Annotated in this window: 32 protein-coding genes; 18 read left to right on the top strand and 14 right to left on the bottom strand. The window is 38.3% G+C overall.

The annotated features are described in order from the left end of the window. Positions 1 to 29: 29 nt before the first annotated feature. Genes EHQ47_RS00480 through pnuC form a run of 4 tightly spaced genes read left to right on the top strand, consistent with a single transcriptional unit; the run spans position 30 to position 4,737 of the window. Complete coding sequence (locus tag EHQ47_RS00480; RefSeq protein ID WP_135776307.1) at positions 30 to 1,184, top strand: hypothetical protein; 1,155 nt, start codon at positions 30 to 32, stop codon at positions 1,182 to 1,184. Then, entirely contained in the window at positions 1,184 to 1,861 is a 678-nt protein-coding gene (locus tag EHQ47_RS00475) for a class I SAM-dependent methyltransferase (RefSeq protein WP_135749336.1), read from the top strand. Before EHQ47_RS00480 ends, EHQ47_RS00475 begins: the two co-directional genes overlap by 1 nt. Positions 1,862 to 1,911: 50 nt before the next feature. Beyond that, positions 1,912 to 4,065 carry a hypothetical protein gene (locus tag EHQ47_RS00470; protein ID WP_135749927.1) on the top strand — a complete coding sequence of 718 codons (2,154 nt, stop codon included), beginning with the start codon at positions 1,912 to 1,914 and terminating at the stop codon, positions 4,063 to 4,065. Between the two features lie 15 nt (positions 4,066 to 4,080). Then, the gene (gene pnuC / locus EHQ47_RS00465) at positions 4,081 to 4,737 is read left to right on the top strand and encodes a nicotinamide riboside transporter PnuC (RefSeq protein WP_135776306.1); all 657 of its coding nucleotides are present in this window, start codon (positions 4,081 to 4,083) and stop codon (positions 4,735 to 4,737) included. A 118-nt stretch (positions 4,738 to 4,855) separates the two neighbouring features. Here pnuC and EHQ47_RS00460 read toward each other — a convergent pair whose 3' ends face one another. The 4 genes from EHQ47_RS00460 to EHQ47_RS00445 all read right to left on the bottom strand — a co-directional run bounded on the left by EHQ47_RS00460 (position 4,856) and on the right by EHQ47_RS00445 (position 6,764). After that, a complete protein-coding gene (locus EHQ47_RS00460; protein WP_135749333.1) occupies positions 4,856 to 5,227 on the bottom strand; it encodes a DoxX family protein in 372 nt (123 codons plus the stop codon). A gap of 96 nt (positions 5,228 to 5,323) precedes the next feature. Then, on the bottom strand, positions 5,324 to 5,920 hold the full coding sequence (locus tag EHQ47_RS00455) for a YdeI/OmpD-associated family protein (protein WP_135776305.1): 597 nt from the start codon (positions 5,918 to 5,920) through the stop codon (positions 5,324 to 5,326). A 48-nt stretch (positions 5,921 to 5,968) separates the two neighbouring features. Then, positions 5,969 to 6,436, bottom strand: coding sequence for an SRPBCC family protein (locus EHQ47_RS00450; RefSeq protein ID WP_135776304.1), 468 nt, complete (start codon positions 6,434 to 6,436; stop codon positions 5,969 to 5,971). A gap of 4 nt (positions 6,437 to 6,440) precedes the next feature. Beyond that, entirely contained in the window at positions 6,441 to 6,764 is a 324-nt protein-coding gene (locus EHQ47_RS00445; RefSeq protein ID WP_004788034.1) for an ArsR/SmtB family transcription factor, read from the bottom strand. 133 nt (positions 6,765 to 6,897) lie between these two features. Here EHQ47_RS00445 and EHQ47_RS00440 point away from each other — a divergent pair, with 133 nt between their 5' ends. Together EHQ47_RS00440 and EHQ47_RS00435 are read left to right on the top strand one after the other, a co-directional pair. After that, entirely contained in the window at positions 6,898 to 7,131 is a 234-nt protein-coding gene (locus EHQ47_RS00440) for a type II toxin-antitoxin system Phd/YefM family antitoxin (protein ID WP_135776303.1), read from the top strand. After that, on the top strand, positions 7,128 to 7,748 hold the full coding sequence (locus EHQ47_RS00435; protein WP_244290156.1) for a hypothetical protein: 621 nt from the start codon (positions 7,128 to 7,130) through the stop codon (positions 7,746 to 7,748). The genes EHQ47_RS00440 and EHQ47_RS00435 overlap by 4 nt, the downstream gene beginning before the upstream one ends. A gap of 115 nt (positions 7,749 to 7,863) precedes the next feature. Here the strand turns inward: EHQ47_RS00435 and EHQ47_RS00430 are convergent, their stop codons facing one another. From EHQ47_RS00430 to EHQ47_RS00410, 5 genes are all read right to left on the bottom strand, one after another. Next, positions 7,864 to 8,391 carry a Uma2 family endonuclease gene (locus EHQ47_RS00430; RefSeq protein WP_135776302.1) on the bottom strand — a complete coding sequence of 176 codons (528 nt, stop codon included), beginning with the start codon at positions 8,389 to 8,391 and terminating at the stop codon, positions 7,864 to 7,866. Positions 8,392 to 8,693: 302 nt separating this feature from the next. Beyond that, positions 8,694 to 8,939, bottom strand: a complete 246-nt coding sequence (locus EHQ47_RS00425; protein ID WP_135776301.1) for a hypothetical protein — start codon at positions 8,937 to 8,939, stop codon at positions 8,694 to 8,696. Between the two features lie 4 nt (positions 8,940 to 8,943). Further along, a complete protein-coding gene (locus EHQ47_RS00420; RefSeq protein ID WP_135776300.1) occupies positions 8,944 to 9,279 on the bottom strand; it encodes an LBF_4227 family protein in 336 nt (111 codons plus the stop codon). Then, positions 9,280 to 9,564: a DUF883 family protein gene (locus tag EHQ47_RS00415; RefSeq protein ID WP_135749328.1), complete on the bottom strand. Its 285-nt coding sequence runs from the start codon at positions 9,562 to 9,564 to the stop codon at positions 9,280 to 9,282. A 10-nt stretch (positions 9,565 to 9,574) separates the two neighbouring features. After that, entirely contained in the window at positions 9,575 to 10,300 is a 726-nt protein-coding gene (locus EHQ47_RS00410; RefSeq protein WP_004788085.1) for a response regulator transcription factor, read from the bottom strand. A gap of 58 nt (positions 10,301 to 10,358) precedes the next feature. Here EHQ47_RS00410 and EHQ47_RS00405 point away from each other — a divergent pair, with 58 nt between their 5' ends. Further along, the gene (locus tag EHQ47_RS00405) at positions 10,359 to 10,775 is read left to right on the top strand and encodes a DUF4279 domain-containing protein (protein WP_135749327.1); all 417 of its coding nucleotides are present in this window, start codon (positions 10,359 to 10,361) and stop codon (positions 10,773 to 10,775) included. On the opposite strand, the gene EHQ47_RS00400 is transcribed toward EHQ47_RS00405, so the two are convergent. Then, positions 10,744 to 11,145 carry a hypothetical protein gene (locus tag EHQ47_RS00400; RefSeq protein WP_238839242.1) on the bottom strand — a complete coding sequence of 134 codons (402 nt, stop codon included), beginning with the start codon at positions 11,143 to 11,145 and terminating at the stop codon, positions 10,744 to 10,746. The genes EHQ47_RS00405 and EHQ47_RS00400 overlap by 32 nt on opposite strands. Between EHQ47_RS00400 and EHQ47_RS00395 the strand changes: the two genes are divergently transcribed. Further along, the gene (locus EHQ47_RS00395; protein ID WP_135749326.1) at positions 11,117 to 12,088 is read left to right on the top strand and encodes an amino acid--tRNA ligase-related protein; all 972 of its coding nucleotides are present in this window, start codon (positions 11,117 to 11,119) and stop codon (positions 12,086 to 12,088) included. The genes EHQ47_RS00400 and EHQ47_RS00395 overlap by 29 nt on opposite strands. A gap of 2 nt (positions 12,089 to 12,090) precedes the next feature. Here the strand turns inward: EHQ47_RS00395 and EHQ47_RS00390 are convergent, their stop codons facing one another. Together EHQ47_RS00390 and EHQ47_RS19785 are read right to left on the bottom strand one after the other, a co-directional pair. Then, positions 12,091 to 12,480 (bottom strand): LA_2478/LA_2722/LA_4182 family protein, encoded by a 390-nt coding sequence (locus EHQ47_RS00390; RefSeq protein ID WP_135749325.1) that lies wholly within the window; start codon positions 12,478 to 12,480, stop codon positions 12,091 to 12,093. Positions 12,481 to 12,533: 53 nt separating this feature from the next. Continuing rightward, positions 12,534 to 12,869 carry a hypothetical protein gene (locus EHQ47_RS19785; protein ID WP_244290155.1) on the bottom strand — a complete coding sequence of 112 codons (336 nt, stop codon included), beginning with the start codon at positions 12,867 to 12,869 and terminating at the stop codon, positions 12,534 to 12,536. 152 nt (positions 12,870 to 13,021) lie between these two features. Here EHQ47_RS19785 and EHQ47_RS19780 point away from each other — a divergent pair, with 152 nt between their 5' ends. From EHQ47_RS19780 to EHQ47_RS00355, 8 genes are all read left to right on the top strand, one after another. Continuing rightward, positions 13,022 to 13,198, top strand: a complete 177-nt coding sequence (locus EHQ47_RS19780) for a hypothetical protein (protein WP_244290154.1) — start codon at positions 13,022 to 13,024, stop codon at positions 13,196 to 13,198. 27 nt (positions 13,199 to 13,225) lie between these two features. Then, the gene (locus EHQ47_RS19775; protein ID WP_244290153.1) at positions 13,226 to 13,477 is read left to right on the top strand and encodes a hypothetical protein; all 252 of its coding nucleotides are present in this window, start codon (positions 13,226 to 13,228) and stop codon (positions 13,475 to 13,477) included. 81 nt (positions 13,478 to 13,558) lie between these two features. Beyond that, positions 13,559 to 14,149, top strand: coding sequence for a DUF6935 domain-containing protein (locus EHQ47_RS00380; protein ID WP_135749324.1), 591 nt, complete (start codon positions 13,559 to 13,561; stop codon positions 14,147 to 14,149). Next, positions 14,150 to 14,962, top strand: a complete 813-nt coding sequence (locus tag EHQ47_RS00375; protein ID WP_135749323.1) for a ZIP family metal transporter — start codon at positions 14,150 to 14,152, stop codon at positions 14,960 to 14,962. Between the two features lie 62 nt (positions 14,963 to 15,024). Beyond that, positions 15,025 to 15,414, top strand: a complete 390-nt coding sequence (locus EHQ47_RS19770; protein ID WP_135749322.1) for a hypothetical protein — start codon at positions 15,025 to 15,027, stop codon at positions 15,412 to 15,414. Then, entirely contained in the window at positions 15,411 to 15,803 is a 393-nt protein-coding gene (locus EHQ47_RS00365; RefSeq protein ID WP_244290152.1) for a hypothetical protein, read from the top strand. Before EHQ47_RS19770 ends, EHQ47_RS00365 begins: the two co-directional genes overlap by 4 nt. Beyond that, on the top strand, positions 15,800 to 16,114 hold the full coding sequence (locus EHQ47_RS00360; protein ID WP_135749321.1) for a hypothetical protein: 315 nt from the start codon (positions 15,800 to 15,802) through the stop codon (positions 16,112 to 16,114). The genes EHQ47_RS00365 and EHQ47_RS00360 overlap by 4 nt, the downstream gene beginning before the upstream one ends. Positions 16,115 to 16,126: 12 nt before the next feature. Further along, positions 16,127 to 17,110, top strand: coding sequence for a BtrH N-terminal domain-containing protein (locus EHQ47_RS00355; protein ID WP_135749320.1), 984 nt, complete (start codon positions 16,127 to 16,129; stop codon positions 17,108 to 17,110). 191 nt (positions 17,111 to 17,301) lie between these two features. Here EHQ47_RS00355 and EHQ47_RS00350 read toward each other — a convergent pair whose 3' ends face one another. Then, complete coding sequence (locus EHQ47_RS00350; RefSeq protein ID WP_135776299.1) at positions 17,302 to 19,056, bottom strand: alginate export family protein; 1,755 nt, start codon at positions 19,054 to 19,056, stop codon at positions 17,302 to 17,304. Positions 19,057 to 19,361: 305 nt separating this feature from the next. Continuing rightward, positions 19,362 to 20,384 (bottom strand): zinc-dependent alcohol dehydrogenase family protein, encoded by a 1,023-nt coding sequence (locus tag EHQ47_RS00345; RefSeq protein ID WP_135749318.1) that lies wholly within the window; start codon positions 20,382 to 20,384, stop codon positions 19,362 to 19,364. 92 nt (positions 20,385 to 20,476) lie between these two features. Here EHQ47_RS00345 and EHQ47_RS00340 point away from each other — a divergent pair, with 92 nt between their 5' ends. Together EHQ47_RS00340 and EHQ47_RS00335 are read left to right on the top strand one after the other, a co-directional pair. Next, positions 20,477 to 21,286 (top strand): SDR family NAD(P)-dependent oxidoreductase, encoded by an 810-nt coding sequence (locus tag EHQ47_RS00340; RefSeq protein WP_135776297.1) that lies wholly within the window; start codon positions 20,477 to 20,479, stop codon positions 21,284 to 21,286. A gap of 39 nt (positions 21,287 to 21,325) precedes the next feature. Further along, positions 21,326 to 22,147, top strand: coding sequence for a DUF1295 domain-containing protein (locus tag EHQ47_RS00335; protein WP_135749316.1), 822 nt, complete (start codon positions 21,326 to 21,328; stop codon positions 22,145 to 22,147). Positions 22,148 to 22,155: the final 8 nt, after the last annotated feature.

Genomic DNA, 22,155 nt, shown 5'->3' with positions numbered 1-22,155 from the left:
GAACTCATCTGGCGATTTCCCACCTTGGAATGCCAAAACAAAAGTCTAAATCTACTCTAGCCAATCCAGAAGAAACGTTGATTTGGACGGGTTTTTCTTCTAACCAAACCAAAGCGCAAAAAGAGTTCAATGATGCTCTAAAAAAACATAAAGAAACTTTGGAGCGTTCCAAAGAAATTGAGCCATTGTTTCAACTAGTCAACGAAACATATCTGCAAGATGTTTTACCTCAATTGGAAAAACAAAAAAAGTTAGAAAAAGAACGTTTCGATCTCATGTGTGCCATCCTTCTTGAGGAAAAACTTTCTTTTGGCAAAATGCAAAGAGAATTCCTGCGGCGTTATCTTTTGGATATTTGTAACGATTCCATGATGGAAGATTCTTCTTTTTATGGAAATTACCGGGATCAGTTAGAAACTAAATTTGAACGAATGGAAAGACTTCGGTATAAGAGTCAAATGGAATCGAAAATCAAACAAAAGTTTGGTGTTGAAATTGATTTGGATGATTTGAACCGCACCGAGTTTGATTCTGAAGAGGAAAAAGAATCGCACGAAGAAAAGTATAGAGAATTTCGGGAAAAATATGAAGAGTATCGTGCTGAATACTTCAGAGGTTCCCGTTCGCATTCTGGGGAACGCAAAAAATCAAAAGCACAAAGTGAAAAAGAAAAAAAACAATTGGAAGCGGAACGATTGCTTAGCACAGACATTAACACCTTGTTTAAAAACTTAGCAAAACTCATTCACCCTGACAAAGAACAAGATCCAATTCTAAGGGAACGTAAATCTAAACTAATGACTAAACTCTCTGGTGCAAGAGACAATATGAATATTGCAGAAATTTTAGAAATCAAACTGCAAGTAGATGAACTTTTACCCAACCAACAAACAGATGTTTCATTTCATGATTCATCCATCAAACGTTTTGTTGGAATCATCAAATCCAAAATTCGAGAATTAGAAGATTCTATCAGACAAAGATTTTTTTCTCATCCCCTAATGGCAGATTTTCCAGAGAAAAAAATTACAAAAGAATCTCTTGAGGTTTATTTAAACAGAGTGAAAAAAGATAACATTATGGTAACTAAGGCTTTTGAAAAGGAAGTGGACCAACTCATTAGGGAACCAAAATACATCAAAGAAATGATTCGAGAGCTCCAAAGTTTAGGAGTTCAGTTCTAATGAAGGGTTTTTTAAAAAAACAAAACTTCGGCTTTGGAAAAAATGGGAAAGAGTTTGATGGTACCTATTGGACTGATATTTACGGGAATGGGTTAGACGTAGATGGATCTTACAATGCCAAACAACATGCGGAATACTTAAAAGCACTCTTTCAATTAATGGAAATTCCGGTTTACAAAATGGCCGACTTCGGTTTCGGAAGAGCCATTTTACTCAGAGAGATGGTAAAAACTTTTTCTCCGGTAAAAGTGTATGCAGTGGACGCCTCCAAAGATGCCTATGAAGATCTAAAGAAAAAAGACTGGGTCAAACGTTCTGATAAATTCCATCTTTACCATGAATCCTTAGAAACTTTTAAACTTCCTAAGTTAGAAAAGGAACCGGTGGAGCTTGGAATTTGTAATTCAGTCATCCAATACCTTCCCGATTCGATGATTCCAGATGTTTTGGAAAAAATGGCTAAGTATTGCAATTATCTATATTTTACAGTTCCAACGAATGAAGACTATTCGGTAATGAAAGAAGAAATGAATTTCACTGATCCATATGCTTTTTCTCGTTCGAAAAAAAAATATAGGAAATGGATTTCTCGTGATTTTGAAATTGTAGGATATAACCTTTTGCAAAGTAAATGGTTAGGCGAGAAGGGGTTTAAGGAAGATTTCTTTAGAATTTAGTCGGTAAAAAGGTTTGTCAATTTATTTCCAATTTGGTAAATTGGAAAGATATGCGTTGGCTATTAAGATTAACAGCCTTTTGTATTTTTTTCGGAGGGATCCAATGTAGCCGAAGTGAATTTGGTAATGGATGCGACAGTCGATCATCAACTTTTTTGGATACTTTGCTCTTCAAAATAGTCGCGAATTTAAGATCCCCGCATTGCGGAATAAACGTTGATTTACAACTTTCTCCAATCAAACATTATTATGACGGCCGTACACAAATCTTAGATTATATAAAAAATGATGGTAGTTCTGCTATCGATGCATCAAATACAACCTGCACAGGTACGGAGTTAGGTGGATATAGTGCCTGTTTGCATGCAGGTTTAATGTTATCTGTAGAGGGCACTGGTGGAATATTCAATTCCGCATCCTGTGATGGATATTTTGCGGAAGATAATACAGGTACTTTGCAATTTACATGTTTTGAGAGAACTGGTGGCGGTTTAGTTTTTGTTGCAACTTCTATCAAACCCGGAAAGTATTTGGGAGATCTTGTTGTTTCTGAAAATGGGAGTTACCATTTCGGGCCCATTTCCGTTTCTGTTTTTCATACAAACCAGTTGGTTGGGAAAACGCCATCAGCTTCCGCATGGACCAATCCAATTCTTTCCTATCCACTAGCAGGTGGGACATTGAATGCCAGTGTAGGGACTCTTTATTTATTAGACCAATCAACAGCTTCGTTAGGTGCTTCCGACATTCAATCCCATCGAACGGGAATTATATTCAGGTCAAATACAAGTTTGTCTCTAGCGGCTTCTTCACCGTTCTTCCGCTTCAGTGGGAACTTTCAGTATCTAGAAGGTGAATTTGGATCTCTTCCCACAGTAAATCCACTGGTTTTAGTGACAGAAACCAATCGATTTATGTGGTCTCCCAATTTGGTAGCTGCAGTGGGCGGAACCACATTCTCCATACAAGGGTCGCAAGGATTATACCAGTCGACCCGAGTTTCAACACAAAATAGTGGAAATATTTTTAGCTTATCATCTGCTGGGATGACTGCAGGAAGTTTGATTCAGAACAATACATTTTCATCATTCACTGCGGGAGACATCGATGGCGCTGTTATTAGTTTATCTTCAGGAGGAACGAACAATCATATTTGGAACAACAGTTTTTTAGATGCAGTGCTTTATTCTTCTACTGACGATGGAGTTAGTATTTCTACAACAAGTTCGAATATAGGCGGGAGTGTATTGAAAGATATGGTCGTAGCCAATAGTTCAACAAATGCGACGATCACTGCATTCGAAACCTTACCTGCGAAAATTTCCGGATTAACCATTTCAAATCAAATTCTGGTGAATATGGTTTCTGGAATTGGTTTGATCAGTTCTGGTAGCTCAGATTTCAAAATGCTTCTCGAAAACATTGGTATATTTAGAGCTAGTAATTACGCAATTGAAAATTCATCTGTCAACAATCATCACATAACGGGAAATGTACGGTTTTCTGGTGGATTAGGTAATAATATTCTAAGTGGAACAAATGTAGGTTTTGCATTGAATGGGTTACCTGCCGGGTCCTCTGATTATAATTTTGCAAACAATATTCCCTATGAGAATAGTTTTGTTGGATTTATCTTCCAAGATGATACGGTAAATCCCAATGATAATTCTGGTTTTATTTCTGCTAATTTACGAAGTAGTAGTTACGTAAAATTTCAAAACATATATCGTTCATTTACTAATTATGATGCATCAGGAGTTTTTACAGATGGCATAAGGGGAATTTGTTCAATCAATTGTCGAATTTTTGATTGGTCCTTAAAAAGAACTGATACTTATTTTCGGAATATAAATGTTTGTCCAGACAGTTCTCGCCCGCTATTACATATTGTTGGGGGAATCGCGAATTCAGAGACGGATTGTCAGAATTTAGTAAGGGGTTCAAAATATCTTGGATCCAATGAATGCGGAATATATCATCTTCGGAATGCACGTGAAATCATTGGTGATGCAAAAGGAAATGAAAACGGACTTTGTGAATCGAACGAGGATTGTCTATTCACTCCAAATCTAGGAGCCTACCAAGGTCATGGAATTTTAAGAAAGGCATATTCCATTGGCCCTTATCATTGTGGTGATATTCCCAAAAGTGGAGGAAATCTGAGCCAAATCCGATTATTTGGATTTGAAGAAAATGGTTATTAAAACTTTTCTTTGTAAATGGAGAATCTTTCTTTCTACTTTTCAATTGAGTATCCCATTGTCTCTTTATTCGGTAACCCGATTAGTTTCTTAGAACTTCTTGGTACAACCACCGGCCTTCTTTGTGTATACTTAGCATCTAAAAATCATATCCTTACTTGGCCTTTTGGGATTTTAACTTCTATTTGTTTTTTCTTTTTATTCTTCCAAATCCAATTGTATTCGGATATGTTATTACAAATCTATTTTTTTGGATCGAGTGTTTATGGTTGGATTGTTTGGCGTAAAAGAACTGGTGCTTATGTAAAAATCCGATCTTTAGGCACATCAAAAAACTTGGTTCTTGTTTTTGTGATTCTTTTGGGGACTTATATCTTGGGGAAAATCACAAGCCGGCTGCCATTCTGGTTGCCCAGTATTTTTGTAAAACCACCTGAGTTTTTGTATTGGGATGCGTTTACCACTGTGGGAAGTATCGTTGCTAACTTTTTACTTGCTAAAAGAAAGTTGGAGTCTTGGTTTTTATGGGTGTTTGTTGATGTGGTTTGTATCGCCATTTATTCCTTAAAGGAAATTCCCTTTGTGACTCTGGAATACATTGTGTTTTTACTCATTGCTTTTTATGGATGCCACCATTGGTACAAAGAACTGAAACAAAATCAAAATGTTATTTAGTGGCGGGGATAAAAATACAAAAAAATAAAAAACTTTGTTCTTTGGTCCAATCCCGATGATTAGCAGAATGGAACCAAAGAAAAATCGGTTGAAAAAGTTTTCTGATATAAATCTAATCTTATGTTCGGCGATTGGTCGGGCGCAAATACCAGGAAACAACGGTTAGTGTTAGTAGTAAAAGGGAAGGAAAAATTTCTCCAAATGGATGGCCACAAGCAATATGGGAAATGGCAGCTCCTGACATGGCAAAGAAAAAACCCGCATAAGCCCATTCTTTCAACAAAACAAATTTTGGTGATAAGACTGCCACAACACCAAGTAGTTTCCAAACCCCAAGAAGCGTAAGAAAATAAGTAGGGTAACCCAACTGGTTGATTTTTTCTACTTCTTCGGGAAGTTTGATTAGTTGTACAATCGCTGTAGATACCATACCGAGTGACAACCAAAGGGTAAAGAACCAATAAGCTATTTTTTTTGTTTTTTCTGACATCTGATTTCTCCTAAATTAATATATAATCCTTGTTTACCTGTTTTCTTTTGTAAGCCATGTGATAAGGAAAAAGTTTTTTGCAATTTAAGTTTAACTTTAGTCGTTTAAACCTTTGCCTTTTAGAATATTTGGCATTTGTTTTTCGATTCTTTCTTTTCTGGTTTCAGATTTTTTTGCACCTGAAAAATGAAGTAGGTAGGCTCTTTGTCTGCCTGGAGTTAAAGATTCAAAAGCAGTCTGTAACTTTGGATCTTCTTCTAATTGTTTTAAAAACTCTTCTGGGACTTCAAACTCCGAAGTTTTTTTCATAACAACTTTTTTCCCTGATTGTTCCAGTTGTATGGCTTCTTTGATATAAGATTTGATGATGGTTTTTAACTTTGTGATTTCAGAAACACTTTGGAATCGGATTTGTCTTGCTGATTGAACATTTTTAGTTTGTTGGATGAGTATTTTTTTCGGATCTTTGAGTAAGGCACCTTTGAAGAATAAAATCGCGAAGTATTCTTTGAATCCATGGATCAGGAATATGTTTTGTCCATTCAAAGTATAACAAGGTTGCCCCCATTTGATTTCTTCTTGTAAATCCATTTCTAGTGCAATTGATCTTAAGATTTGAAATTCCTGTTTCCAGTTTTTGATTTTTTGGAAATATAAATCGATTTGATTCTTTTTTGGATTTGTTTGTTTCATTTTAGATGGTCCCAATTCACTTCATATCTTTTTCAAGGAAGTTACGAATCAAACTTTCTCACTAAGAACTTGTTCCAACTGATTGTGTGCCATGTTGATTCCCATTGCAAATGGCATCTTTAAAATTTGGTCCCTTTGTTCTACCGATTTGTAGAGGATGTGCATTTTGAGTTTTGATTGGTTCTCCGAAATATTTTGAAACTCAAAAAACTCCAGTTGAACCGGAAAATCTGTGTTTTCCATTTCAAAGGTTCGGACAAAACTTTCATTTTCGATCATATTCAGGAAAACTCCATTGGCCCGAAACAAAACAATTCCTTCTGGATTTTTTGTTTCATAAATCCAACTTCCATGGTTTTTTGCTTCAAACTGAAGAACTTTGTTTCCCATCCATTGTTCTATGAGTTCTGGTACTGTGTGAGCTTTATAAACTAAGGAGGCAGGTAAATCGAAGATCCGTTCGATTCTTAACTCTTGTTTTCCATCTTCCGCATAAATTTTTGTTTTGAGTTCCATATTCCTATCCTTTCGTTTTATAGTTTTTCATTACCGATTCCAATTTGTTAAAACGGTCATCCCAAAGTTTTTGGAAAGGTTCAATGAAGTTTGCTATTTCTTTCATTTTGTTTGGGTTTAGGTGGTAATACATCTCACGACCGTTAGGTTCTTTTTTTAACAATTCACATTCAGTTAAAATTTGTAAGTGTTTGGAAACAGTAGGTCTTTTGGTATCAAACTGGGAAGCAATGGCTCCCGCCGTCATGGACTGGGTGGCAACAAGGAGGAGGATGGCCCGCCTTGTGGGATCTGCAATTGCCTGAAAAACATCTCTTCGTAAATCCATTGTGTAGCCATTTGACTAATCAATGATATGTAGTCATTTGGCAACACTTTTTTTGACTGGGGGTGGGTAGATTTTCGAAAATCTTTGTTTGTTTTCGATTGATTTAGTCCGTTAGATTAGCTAATCTTTCGGTATGGAGTATAACATCCATGATGCGAAATCCAATCTTTCGAAGCTCATCATCCAGGCAATTGAGGGTAAGGAAGTGGTGATCTCCAAGGCGGGAAATCCAGTTGTGAAGTTAGTGCGAATTACTTCTGATAAAAAGAAGAATCGAGAGATAGGAATCTACCAAGGGAAAACAAAAATATCAAAAGAATTTTTTGAACCTCTTTCCAATGAGGAAATTTCAGGTTTTATCTCTTGAAGTATTTATTCGATACGCATACATATTTAGTAAAGTTATTATCGATTCTTATAATACTTTCTCTACTTTCATGTGAATTATTATCGAAAGATGATCCTGATTTCGCCGATGACTTTTTTCACGGACCGGAGAAATTCCAATATGATCCAAACAAATTGCCAGTGATTGGAAAGACAACAGAACAAGAACTACTAGGGATGTATCCTAGGCCTTGGTTAAGAATGACATTTAGAAAGCCAATCATTAAAGAAATCATGGGACGTAAATTTGAAATGAAAAAGATTATCGCCTATGTAAATTACGTAACTGCACCTCTGCCGAATGGTGGATATATAGGCATGGATTATTTATATTTCCATGTATTCTTTGATAATAATGGAATTGTGCAACAATATATAGTAGATCATAAAATTAATGAAAAAGCGGATAGAAACAGCCCTTGGATGCCTGGTAAGTTTTCCAATATTTATGGTAAGAAAAATTGGAAGAATAGCGAATTATGGCCAGAGAGTATAGAGGACAGTAGGTGCTATTGGGCGCAGAGAAGGGATAGAAAAAAACATCGACATAGCGAACAGATTCAATGTCGTTATTGGGATCCAGTCCCTGTGTATTAGGTTATTTTCTGTATCGTTTTCCGAGGCTTGTAAAAGCTATAATAGTGAGTAAAATATTTTTGCTGTTATGTGATGAGTAAAGGACTTAAAAATATCGTTGGAATACAAATAGTGTTTACTGATACAATTGTTCTATCATCAATTCCCAATCATGAAAAACAGTGGAAGTAATTTTCCCATTTGTATTTTCCGTACTACAAAATAGAGAATACTTCCCGGCCTTTAGTGTAAATACTTCAATCACTTTCTGTTCTGGGAAAACAAGCCAATACTCGGGGACACCATATTTTTCATAGATGGCAAACTTATCCACAGTATCTCGCGTAATAGAACCTGGAGATATAATTTCTACGAGTAGGTCGGGGATCCCATTGATGTGACCATTTGGATGGAAGATGGAAAGATTTTCTTTTTTGATATAAATAAGATCGGGTTGGACTACATTCACATCGCTTTCTAAAATCACGTCGAGGGGAGAGGTGAAAATTTCACCTAAGTTTTCTTTTTGTAAATAAAGTTGAAATTGGAAAAACAATTTCCCTAGAATTTGTTGGTGGAAACCGAGTGGACTAGGTGTCACGAAAGAAACTCCGTTTAAAATTTGAGTGAGGTCAAATTCAGACTTTCGGGTCGTAACAGCCATTTACAAACACTACCAAAGTTTTGAAAGGATGTCAAGGTGGGAAAACTGAATTCTTTCTTATCTGATTTTAATAGTTATTATTAAGTTAAATTGGTTTGATTTTTCCTTCATCAATGTCAATTCCTTCCGTTTTCATAAGGTTAAGAGTGGTATCAAATTCCATCCCTCGCCAGGGCAAACGAAGGGCTTGGTCAGAGGAGGCGAGTCGCCTCCGAGGACGGGAGCGAATGCGGACCCCGCAGTACGCCCGGTCGTTTTGATTTAGGAGGTTGGTTTGAGGAAAAGATTCGAGGCGCCCAAAACTATTCTTTGGGAGTTTTATTTTGTAAGTAGGATTGGATTCCTTCTTTCATTTGGTCGACCATTCCTGATTCACGGACAGAGCGAACCACTCGTTGCCAGAATTTGATTTTGCCTTCAAATTCATTCCAACCCAATTGTAAATCCATACGTTTGATTTTGAGTAACATCCGAAGTTCGGTGAGTGACATGTCCTTGGGATCTTTGTCTAAATAACGTTCATGGTCTGTTAGTGGATTGAATCGCATGGGATTATTTTTTCTTGAGAACGAGTGATAAAAACAAAATTGCAAAAATTAAAAATCCAAACCCTGTTCCTAAACTGGCAAGGATGGGATCCCCAGCGGCTAAAAACTTTTGGATGCTTAAAAAAAGTCCGTACGAAATGTACGCAAGTCCCAAAAAAATAAGAAAGATAGAAGTGAAAACCCAAACAGAAGAAAGCACCAAATTTTTAATATAAAATTGGAGGTTCTTTTGAATGTAAATCACCATCACTTCGCCATAGGCAACAACCTTAGCGACTAAATCTTCGAAGGCGGATTTGATTCCGCCTTTTTTGCGATGTTTTGTATGTTTCTCGTCCAATTATTTCTTCTTAAAAATTAGGCCAAGAGCAAGTCCGAGTCCAAGACCCACACCAAAACCAATGATTGCGGCTTTTTGTGGATGTTCCTTTACATAAGACCCTACGTTGTCGATGACTTCTTTTGCTTTGATAGAAGCCTCTTCACTTGCTTTACCTAACTTTTGTTTGATGTCGCTTACTTGTTCCATATACTTCTCCTTGGCTCTTTGTTCAATTTCTTTGGCTTTTTTCTCATACAACTTAATTTCGTCGATGAGGGATTTGTCTCTTTTCACTTCTTCCATATTCTATAGTTCATTCTGGAACGACTATGTTCTCAAAGTTGTCAGTGAAACGATATCCGATTCCCCAAATGGTTTCGATCCATTCTGGTTGTGCAGAGTTTTTTTCTAGTTTAGAACGAATGCGTTTGATATGACTGTCGATCATCCTTTCGAATCCATCCCATTCCACTCCCCAAACTGATTCTAAAATCATTTCGCGAGAAAAAACTTTTCCCGGTGATCCAGCTAATAGTTGTAAGATGTCAAATTCCTTTCTAGAAATATTGATGATGTTTTCGTTCAGAGTGACCCGACGACGGATGGAATCAATTTTAAGTGCACCGCGAATGATTTCTCCTGCTTGGCCCACATTTGGTTTGATCCCAATTTTTTTATCCCATCTACGAAAGAAAACATCCACTCGGGTTTTAAGTTCACGAACCGAAAAAGGTTTTGTGATGTAGTCATCAGCACCTAACTCAAGTCCCATGATTCGATCAATTTCTTCTGTCCTTGCGGAAAGGATAAAAATTGGAGTGCTTTCATCGGATTTTCGGATGCTACGGCAAATTTCCATACCATCAATATCCGGTAGAGAGAGATCCAGAATCACTAAATCAGGATGATTGGATTTGTAAAATTTCAAACCGTCTTCGCCATTTTCAAAAACGGAGGTTGTGTAGTGAGCAGAATCGAGAGATTTCCGGATTAGGTTCCCGATGTCCGGATCGTCCTCAATTACCAAAATATTTTTCATGTTTTTCCCTTGAGTTCTTTCTCAATTTGGTTCTTGTAGTAGAAAAAAAAAGTAAAAAATGGAATCAGGAACGCAAAGAGAAGCAAAATCGTGGGCAATGTTCGCCCTCTCTGGGCCAAAGTTACGCCCATTGGAAGTCACTGAGAAATTGGGCATCCAACCGGACTATTACCACGGAGCCGATGTAAAAGACATAGAAAATATGACAATTCCAAGTCATTGGCAGCTCAATTCTAAGTTAGGGCCTGAATTTCCCGTCATCGATCATATTTGGAATTTGCTTAAAACCTTAGCACCTGTTCGTAAGAACCTAAAAGAATTCACTGAAAGTTACGAGTCGACCATTTACGTTTCGGTTGAGTTTGCGTCTGAATTCACAAAAGGTGTGGTACTCGACAAAAGGACTATGCTTTTGTTAGGTGAAATGGGTGTGAATTTAGAAATTATCCCCTGGGAACTCGATGGGACTCCCTAAGAATGGCCTCACTCGGGAATACAAGTCGGATTAGGCCAAATCGTTTTAAGTAAATATAACCGGACAAAGGTAATCCAAGTAGGACAAGGACTCGTTTTTTCAAACGAAGGTCACGGGCAATATTTAAGAGTTTAGTAAGGAGTGTTAGGGGAAGGTAAGGCAAGTTTGAAAGGTCCATCTGGATATGTGATCTAGTTTGGAAAAACAACATGTGCATGACCGAATCCAATTCTTCTTCCAATTCGGGATGTACGTTCTTAGACAAAATGACAATTTCATACGCATTCTGAACTTCACGTACAGTGAGGTATTTCGTTTTTTTTGCCATTGGAGGTAATGGTATGGTTTCACTCTCAAAAGATACACTCATTTTTCGATCCCAAGTATTGCGAAAGGTTCGTGAGATTTTATGGAGAGATGGTTTTTTAGAAGTGGATACTCCTACCTTAAAACCTATTGTGGGGATGGAACCATATCTCGATCCATTTGAAGTACGTTCTCCCAGTGGACGAGAAAAAGGATATCTCATCACTTCTCCTGAATACTGTTTGAAACAAATGATGGCCAAAGGGATGACTCGTATCTTTGAATTGGCACATACTTACCGATCCGGAGAGATGGGCAGCGGGTTCCATTCTAAAGAATTTTTGATGTTAGAGCTTTATGCCAAAGGTATGGATGATTCTTTTTTGAGACAATATATCGAAACGTTTTTAAGGGAATTGATTTTAGTTTTTGGAAAAGAAGAAGACCAAAAAAAATTATCAAGTTCTGAATGGATTCGCCATTTATCAGTGGAGGAGGTTTTTCTTAAAAATGTTGGTCATGGGTTTTTAAAAAAAGATTTATTACAAACGATAGAGTCAAAAAAACTCTCTTCTTCACCTATTTCGGAGATCATCCAGTGGCCGTATGAAGATCTCTTTTTTTTAGTTTTTCTCAATTTGGTTGAACCAAAGTTAGGGGAAGGAATTGTTTTTTTATATGACTATCCCCCAGAATGTGCAGCACTTGCGAAAGTTGTGGATGGGGTGGCAAAACGATTTGAAATTTATTGGGACGGACTAGAACTCGCAAACGCTTTTTATGAACTTAGCGATGTAAAAGAACAAAGGAAACGTTTTGCCGAAGAACAAGAGTTACGTTCCAAATTAGGGAAGGAAGTATTCCCGATGGATGAGGATTTTCTTGGATCTTTGGAGAATGGATTTCCTGATTGCGCCGGAATTTCTATTGGAATGGATCGATTGATTTTGAGACTTATCGGTAAACACGGGCTAGGTGATATTAGCCCGTATTGGATAGAAGTTTAAGTTTAATCTTCTTCTTGGAATTTTTCGCAAGATTCCGGGACCTTTCCATCTTCTAAGTCAGCACAAGAAAACGCAGCCATGTCTTTGGCACATTTTTTCATGTCTTCCAAATCTTGTTTAGTGAGTTTCTTTGTGGGTTGGTTGTTTGCCGGTTTTTGGCCTTCTACCACGTAATTTTTGTACCTAGATTCACAGACATTCCCATTCACAAATTGAGATTCGACCATCTTTCTTTGATCAGCAGGAAGATCTTTTAACTTTTCTTTCATACACTCAGAAGTTTTGGCACACATTTTTTTAGAGAGTGCTTGGAATTCTTTCGCATCTTTTAATGTTTGTGCGGTGATTAGGAGAGGGGTAAGTATTAGTAAAAAAATGGAAATTTTTTTCATACGAAAACCTTCCTTTAACAAAAGGCTTTCGTAAAGTTTTTTTTAACTAATTTTTAAAGTTGGACACCATTATCAACATCACAATCAAAAGTTACTTCTGAAAGTAAGCTGGTATCGTAGTAATTTCTGGTGACCATGCCGTTTCCGTAAGTTGAACCACGAATGACTCCTTTTGTACATCTACCAATTAAAGTTTTTGCTGCATTTTGAACTGCGCATGAATTAGCACTGATGACTCCAGTTCCCAAATAAGTTGTGCAATAAGTATTAAGAAGTAAACTGTTCACTGCATAATCATCACAGCGATTTTTGCCACTATAAGTATGTGTGCCTTCCTCCGCCTGAAGCAACAACATTGTTTGCTGCGAAAAGGCGAATTCCGCCGCCAAACGATCCAGAATAATAGTAAGTTGATATTCTTACCCTGTAAGTACCTGGAGTTGAAAAATTGTATGCGTTAATTTGATGGTTATTGCTAAAATTTCTAGTTGCTTGTAGAAGTGCCGTTCTACCTGACTGAGGGTAGACATTTATTTCAGGTTTGACAACAGAAGATGAAATATCGGTTGAAGTTACAGAAAAAGTGTATTTTCCTGGGGTGTTGATGGTCACAGAAAAATCAGCAACGGGTGAAGAGGATGTGAGTGTAGCTGATAATCCTGTCCCGTTACCTGAAATAGTTCCTGAAACTGCTGGTACTGCAGTACAAAGATTGTAAATATAAGGAGTATTAATATTATATGCGTTGGCACAAAATAATTTTGCCGCACATTCTGTATCTACAATGCATCTTTCTCCTGCCGCTTTCCCACCACTACCACCGGAAGAACCTAAAGCTAATAAAGGGATTAGTGCGGTTGATTGGTCTTCTTTTTTTTCTGTTCCACAATTGAATGTGGAGCTGAAAGTTAATAATAACCAGATGATTGGAATGGTTTTAAATTTTAAATTTAACGCTTTGTTAGTTTATAATCTGCTAACACATATTTATTGGTAATTAATCCCTGTCTTCTTTTTTTTAAAAAGCCAATCGAAAATAAATTGATTAATATCGGTAAATTCCCTACATTCTACGATTATGAAAAAACTTCCTATTTTGGTATTTCTCCTTTTCTTCCTAACAGGTCAGGCCTTTGCCCAAAACTTAACTTCCCGGAGTCCAGTTGTTTTCCCATCCGAACCGGCATCGCTTGAAGAATTCAAATCCCTTCAATCCTCGGTTGCCACCACACCGGAAGGGGGAGCCGCCATCCTTATCCTTGCGATTTCTCTTTATGGGAAAAACCAAGAACTGGGAACGAAAGCTGTGACTCTTTCAGTTCTTTCTAAAAATAGACAAAAGTCTACGAAACCTTCTGCTGTGGATGGAATGGATTTAGGGAATGGTGATAAATATCTTCTTGGTCAATTGGATAAATACAAAATGTTATCCAATGGTTATTGGAAAGGAGCAGAACCATCCAATGGATACACAGCAAGTTTGCCACTCACTGTAGAAACATATACAAACCCCTATTCGGGTGAGGAATCCTCAGGCAAAATTAAACTTTTTGTGGCTACTCGAGGTGCTTCTAGTTTTCGGCCAGTGACTATGGAAAAAGATTCCGATGGGCTTTGGCGTGCAAAAGAAATGAGTTCTTTATTTGTTGGAATGATGTCAGCCAAATAGATGTTAGATTCTCTATTGTCATTTCATCCAGTGGTTTTGGCATTACTTGCCACTGGGTTTACTTGGTTTTGTACTGCCTTTGGTGCTGGATTTGTTTTTTTCTTTCGCACGGTGCCAAGGCCCGTTTTTAATGCTATGCTTGGTTTTGCTTCAGGCATTATGATTGCGGCGAGTTTTTGGTCTCTTCTATTGCCATCAATTGAACTTTCGGAACGTGCCGGAAACCCTGCATGGCTCTATGTCAGTTTTGGTTTTTTATCAGGTGGTTTGTCTTTATATTTATTACATAAGCTCCTTCCTCATCTTCATGTAGGATTGGAAGAAAATCGTCTGGAAGGTGGGAAGTCCTCTTTCCAAAGGAGTTTACTTCTTATTTTAGCAATTACACTTCACAACATCCCTGAAGGTTTGGCTGTTGGAGTCGCCTTTGGTGCGCTTGGTGATGGATTCACTTATGAGGCACTGATGGCAGCAGTTGTAGTTGCTTTTGGGATTGGAATTCAAAATATTCCAGAAGGTGCTGCTGTTTCCATCCCATTGTTACGTGAGGGATTTAGTGCACGTAAAAGTTTTTGGTATGGACAACTTTCTGGATTTGTAGAACCAATTGGCGGCCTTCTTGGTGCAGCCCTTGTTTTTTATGTAGAAAGTATTTTGCCTCTTGCTTTATCGTTTGCTGCGGGGGCAATGATTTTTGTCGTCATAGAGGAACTCATCCCCGAATCTCATACAGGAAAAGAAACGGAAATGTCAACTCTTGGTGCTATGTTTGGATTTGTTCTCATGATGGCTCTTGATGTTGGTCTTGGTTAAATGATCATTTAGCAAAAGTTTGCTTGCAATTCTTATTTAAATGCTAAATTTAGGAGCAAGTTATGAAAAACATTTTTTTAATCATTTCAAGTATGGTTTTGCTAAATTGTGCTAACACTGCTTATTATCAAACTTGGGGTAAGAACAAGGTTCGTCTAAACAGTTTCTCTTCTAGTGAAGGTTACACTGTAAAGGACTCTTTTAATATTTCTTATACTCGTGTTTATATGTTTTGGGGGCTTTCCAATATTAGGGATAAATCTTTAGATGAACTTTTGAACGAAGTTTATTTAAAGTATCCGAATGCCAATATTGGGGATCTAAAAATTTCCGAAGAATATACTTTTTCAGATGGGATTTATGATCTGCTAACTATTGGAATTGTTCGGCCGTATACCCTCCATATCAAAGGCAATATCTATTCGCAAACCACCAGGAGTGATTTAAAATGAAAATGTTGAGTAATGTTGGCGTCGTCTTTATTTTTCTTTTTATGATCGGCTGTGCTTCTTATCAGTACGAAATCAATGATACAAAAATTCCTGTAAGTTTTTCTAATGAACTTGGCGACAATGAAAAATTTCGGCATTTTTCCATCGAAACAAAACTTTCTTGGTATCTCTTTGATACTCAACCTATTGATACATTAGACCTTGATGAAATTATTAGAAACCAACTTCCAAATGCGAAGAAAATTTTTAATCTTAGAATTTATTCAAAAGAGAATGTTATAGATTCGATCATCCGGACTGTGACGACAGGTGCACAATTTCTTTTGGCTTCCAATCGTGCATTGTATTCTCAAAGGACAATCATCATTGAAGGACTGGTTGTGGAGTGAAATCCAATTCCTTTCTAACAAATACTAGTCTTTATCATTGGATTCCAGACTTTGAATTCAATTCGTATGATCTTTCAGATTTAGTGGTCCCTGGTCCTGACATAGAAAAAGAATGTATATTCATTGAGGAACAGCTAAATGCTTTTTTGGCAATTTACAAAACAGGTACATTGGCGAAACGGCAGGGCTTATGTACTACTTTTAAATATGCCAATTTGGAATCGACAGCCTTTTCGCTTTGCCAGAGACTAGAGAACAAACTCAGCGGAAATATTTTAGTGGCTTATGCAAAACCATTACAACGCTGGTAATCACCATAATCTATGGTTTTAGATAAATTTTCTCCCTTTGTGGGAGTTCACTGTGAAACTACAACGACGGGTACTCTTTTAAAACAAATTGGGATCGAACTTTCGGAACCCTTGTTATTTGGGATTGGAGAAGGTCTTAGTTTTATCTTTTGGAATATGAAGTCGATGGATTTTCCCTTTATTGGTGGGAGAATCAAACCAGACGGACTTACAGAAAATATAACTAAAAATCTAAATCTAAAGTTAGAGATTAGGGAAACAACATCGAAACAAAAGGCCTGGTCATCGGTTCGGGATCTTGTAGATTCGGGAATACCTGTTGGTTTGAAATTGGATTGTTTCCACTTGGAATATTTTTCGAAACCCTTTCATTTTGCGGGTCATTATGCTGCTCTTTATGGCTATGATGAGACAAACGCTTATTTGGTGGATACAAAACAGCAAGGGACCAAGGTACAAACTTCCTTAAAAAGTTTAGAATTGGCAAGAAGCGAAAAAGGGGCAATGGCTTCCAAAAATCTTTTTTATACCATTGGTCCCTGGAAAAAACAGGCTAACTTGGAAAAGGTTGTGATCCTTGCGGCAAAAAACAATGCACGTGAATACTTAAATCCTCCTATTACGAACGTATCCTATAAAGGGATTAGAAAACTAGCATCCTATTTGGAGAAATGGTTTCTCACTTCTAAAGACATCCAAAGAGATTTTGAAACCACTGCCTTGATGATGGAAAAAGCAGGTACTGGCGGTGCTATTTTTCGTAATTTGTATAGAGACTTTCTTTTAGAATCGTATGAGTTAACAAAAGATCCTATCTTTAAAAATTCTTTTCTCCAATTCAAAGAGATTGCAGACCACTGGACAAAAATTGCCTCCTTGTTTGATTCTTTAGGAAAAAGGGGAGAAAAGCTTTTGCTCAGTGAAATTAAAGTTCTTCTCCATTCAGTTGCTGATTTAGAATATAATACAATGAAGGAATTATCGAAATTAAAATAGGATCGAACAAACTCTTTCGCCAGCGATTGCAGCGGAAATCCTTTCGCAATTGCGAAAGATTGGAGCGTAAAGCGCGGTCGCATTTAACAAATAATCATCCTTTCAGATAACAATGGCGAGGCGCCAAAGAAAGAGAAAAACAATCTATCTTTGGAGCCCGAAAAATTGACTCTTCTTTTTTAAACCTTATTCTAAAACTGGGCCGTTACCATAAGATAAGCAAACTGTGCATTTTTATTGAATTGGTTTGTATACGCTTGGGAATTTATGGTGCGGTCATTCACTTTGTTTTGGATGGCATCCCCCGCATAAATCATACTATACCCGCATTCTAAAATTAGGTTTTGATACGGGACATTGTATTTAAAGTCGAGTTCACGAAACAAACTTTTCCCAAGCATTGAAACGGGGCGATTGTTTCCAGTTCCGTTTTCAGTAAGGACTTGGCTTGTATCGTATTGATTGTTTGTTATGGATTCTGTACTGGCACCTGATTTGGCTACACCAGCGATGTCATACCAACTGTCTTGGAGTTTGTGTTTTTCGATCGCAAAATAATCGATACGGAAAGATCCATAGGTCCCTAGGTTATAACTGGCGTTTACAGATTTTGATTTCATATTGACCCAACTCACTTGGTCAGCCATTCCATAAAATAAGTGATTGGTGTGAAATAGGTTTTGGAAACTGGCGATGGACCCATCTGTTCGGTTGGGATCTCCGCTTCCCACATCATAGGCAACACCAACTCTCATTTTGCCAACTGTATAACCTAAGTCGGCACCAAAAGCATAGGTTTTGTATCTTTCTTTTTCTGAGTAAATACTTCGGTTGTAGTTTGTATTTGTTAGTGGATCAAACAATGTAACGTCTGTTTTATGGTCGTCCCATCTAGGCCTGATGGATTTACCCGTGGTTCCTGTTTGCACTGCATATTCAAAGGAATAATCAAAAGCTTGTAGGGATTTTTTACCGGTTTGGGTTTTGTTGGTAAGCCTGATTCCATAGGTATGGAGAACGTCCCATCTACCAGCTCGTGATTCAGGCGTTCCCGTTTCTCCTGTGGTGAGGATGAGAGACTGGTTGGTTCGTAAATACTCTTTTTGTAATCCTAAATAATACAAATCAATGTGTAGATAGTCAGAGGGTTTTAGTGTATTGTAAAAACCAGTGAAATAAGAATCCCCTAACTCCTGTCTTTGGGCATCCAGTTTTGCCGTACAAGGTTTTGTTCCATTGTAGGGACAATCCATATAAGTATTGTATTGGTTTTTGACGCCGAAGGAAGTTGTGTTGCCTGCAATATCGGAATGACGTTCGCTGACTGAGGTAACAAATATATGGGAAGATATATACTTGTCCTCCCATTTGATTCGGAGACCATCAAAACTTCTACCAACGTTTGTCCAATCGAGTGATCCCACCAAACGTTCGTCACCATATCGTAAAATTTGACGACCTGCTTGGATATGGAGGGGAAGGCCCAAATTATTTTTAACTTCTATATAGGCTTCGCGCACATCAGTGCTTTGCCTGGTTCCATCGTTGGCAGTGGAAAGACCGGTGAGGGATCCTTTTTCTGCACCCCATAACCTTGCATCTTGAAATGTGATTTTTGCAATGACATCTTTTGTGAATTCCTTTTGAACCCAAAATTGGATTTTCTGGCCAGTGAAGTCTACATTGTCATTGGTGTTACGATTGAAATCAAAGTTATACTTCATTTCTGGACGAACACGGACAAGGGCACCCGCCGTAAATCCATCGGACCAAGAGGGTGGAGGAGTCGGTTTTGGCGGTTCTTCTTTGGGTGAAACTTCCGAGTTTGCTTTTTGCAATTGGTTTTGAGTTGTGGGAGTCTCCGCCGCCGGCGTTGTGGTTTGGCCAAAAACTTCGTACCCCAAAAATAACCAAAAAGAGAATTGGATCATCACTAATCTTCGCATCTGTTTTTTCTGAAAGACCGAAATTACGGTCTTCTCCTATGCGAAGCGGGAATGCAAGAATCGTACGTTTTGAATCAAAAGTAGTAAAAAATGTGAAGAGTGCCTAAAATATTGGACAAATTGTATCTTTTCTTGGAGCACAGGAAAGATACAAGATTTGCCCTTCTAGAACAATCAGCTTATAGAATAAGGGATTTGATTGTTATTTTGAAAAATTGCGTAAGGAATGTACGGAAATTCAATCTGGTTTAGAGTTTTCTATTTTGTAGAAAACAGTTCCCTTGTTTGAGACTTTCCCTTCTTCTTTATTCCCAACTCACCACGACTTTTCCAAAATGTTTCCCTGTTTGTAAATACTCCAACGCTTGCGGGACTTCCTCCCAACCGAACACTTTGTCCACAACTGGTTTCATTTTGTTCTGTTCGATGGCTCGGTTCATTTTTTCAAAATCAGCGCGGCTTCCCACAATCACACCTTGCACTTTGACTCCTTGCATAAGAATCGGGTAGAGAGAAAGGCTCGATTCTCCACCAGCAAGGACACCAATCAGAGCAATGGTTCCGTACGGTTTGACACTCATCATGGATTTTTGCATGGTGCCGGCACCACCCACTTCAATGATGAGATCGGCTCCTGCCATTTTTGTCGCTTTTCGGACATCTCGTTCCCAATTGGATTTGGTTGCATAGTTGATGGTTTCGTCAGCACCGAGGTTTTTGGCACGTTCCAATTTTTCATCACTAGAGGAAGTAATGATGACCCGAGCTCCCATCATTTTTGCAAATTGTAGAGCAAATAAAGAAACACCACCTGTTCCGAGACATAGGACATCAGATCCTGGTTCAATCCCTCCAAAATTCACAACGGCATTGTATGCAGTGAGGCCAGCACAACCTAAGGTGGCAGCTTCTTTGTCTGTTAAATGGCTTGGTGTGGCGACAAGTCCTTCTTCTTGGAATTTTCCATAATTCGCTAAACAGCCGTCATGTGGACCACCGAGGGTCGAACGAAGGTTGTCCATATTTGGTGCCCCATCCATCCACTTCTGGGCAAAGATCGGAAGGACTCGGTCTCCCTTTTTCCAAAGACTGACCTCTGATCCCACAGCTTCCACAATACCGGCTCCATCCGAACAAGGGACGAGGGGGAGTTTTTGTCTGGGGTTGTAAGTTCCAATCACCATTAAATAATCACGATAGTTGAGCGAAGTCGCTGTTAGGCGAACAAGAACTTCTTTGGGAGCCAGTGATTCAGAAAGATCCCTTGTTGTTTGTTTTAGGTTTTCTAATCCGAATGATCCTTGGATTTCCCATACTTTGTTTAACATATTCCCTCGTTCGATTTAGAATCAAAATTCACTCGTCAGATCCTCCTGTGTCCTTATCCTTTGTCGAGTGGGAATCAGAGGAAAGAGGCGTTATGAAAAAAGTTTTTTGGAACGATAGGGTGGTAGTGATCACTGGAGCGACAAGTGGAATTGGAAAAGCATTGTATGAAGAATTGGCTCAATTCCCATGTGAACTAGTTCTTGTGGCAAGGCGAGCTGCAGAAATCACCGAACCCAAAAACAAACACGAAGGTGCCATCATTCACCGAGTGGCTTGTGACCTTGCAGATCCCACTTCTGTATTGGATGCTACAGAGTGGATCCAAAAAAAAGTTTCAAAAGTGGATGTATTATTCAACAACGCAGGGATTACGGCTCACGGTCGTTTTGATTCCCTTTCGATGGATGTGTATCGGAAAACCTTTGCTACGAATTTTTTTGGTCCCATCCAATTCATCCGAGGCCTTCTTTCCCTTCTTTTATCTGCCAAAGGAAATATTGTCACTACATCCACAGTCTCCGCACTTTATGGAGTGCCGGGTCGTGCCGCGTATTCCGCCTCCAAGTCGGCTCTCCATGCAGCACTCGAATCCCTTCGGATCGAAAATCTAGAGTCGGGACTTGGTGTCTCTCTTGTTTGTGTACCTTATACGGACACTGCTTTAAGAACATCAGGTCTTGATGCGAGTGGAGGAGTTTTATCGGAAGCTCCCGCCAAAGGAAAACGGAAAAGTGCAAAAGAAGTAGCTCGTGTTTTGATGTCTGTGGCCAAAGACAAAGAAGCAAGGCTTGTGACTTTCAATTTGTCCGGAAAGTTTTTGGAATGGATGCGATTTTTCTCTCCGAAATTTTTAGAAAAAATTCTTTATAAAAAACTTTATGAGGACTTCAAACCACATTGAACTCTGTCTAAACCAAGGTATAGGGAGAGGATCTATCCTTTGGAAAATTTATTATTTTCGTATTTAGCGGCTGTTATATTTACTTTTTTCTTTATGAGTCTCATGTGGTTTTGGGGGAAGTCGAGAGACAACTATGCAGTCATTGATGTGGGTTGGGGACTTGTCATCGCAGGGATAGCCAGTGTACTTGTCTTTTTTGGGAAGGGGACTGTATATGCAAAATGGGCAGTGCTTGTTCCCGTTTGGATCTGGGCCCTTCGTTTATCAGGTTTTCTATACTTCACTCGCATTCGTACAAACCATCCAGAAGACAAACGATATGCCGGATTCCGAAAGGACTATGGTGAGAAAGTCCACCAAAAGATGTTTACCAATGTATTTATATTACAAGGATTTTTGGCCCTGCTACTTTCCTTCCCTTTTTACTTTGCCGCTAAGTGGAATCTATTCCCAAACTCTGGGATGATGGGACCTAACGGATATTTAATGGTTCTCATCGGTTGGATTTTATTTTTTGTAGGAGTGATTGGGGAAGGAATTTCCGATCGTGATCTTCATCGGTTTGTGGCCGATCCAAAAAACAAAGGTAAGGTTTGCAACATTGGTCTTTGGAAATACACTAGGCATCCCAATTATTTTTTTGAATGGGTGATTTGGGTGGGGATTGGGATCATTCCGATTCTTTCGGCGCCAGATGCCCTATTATCACTCTTTACTCCAGTTTTTATGTTTGTATTGTTACGATTTGTTTCCGGTGTTCCGTTTGCAGAAAAATATTCGCTTCTTTCTAAAGGTGATGTTTTTCGCGAATACATGCGCACCACAAATGCATTTTTCCCTTGGTTTCCCAAACAAAAATAATAAAGGAT

This window comes from Leptospira bourretii (assembly GCF_004770145.1).
GTDB classification, from domain to species: Bacteria; Spirochaetota; Leptospiria; order Leptospirales; family Leptospiraceae; genus Leptospira_A; species Leptospira_A bourretii.
Note: the sequence above shows the minus strand (reverse complement) of the source record. Positions and strands in the feature narration are given on the sequence as shown.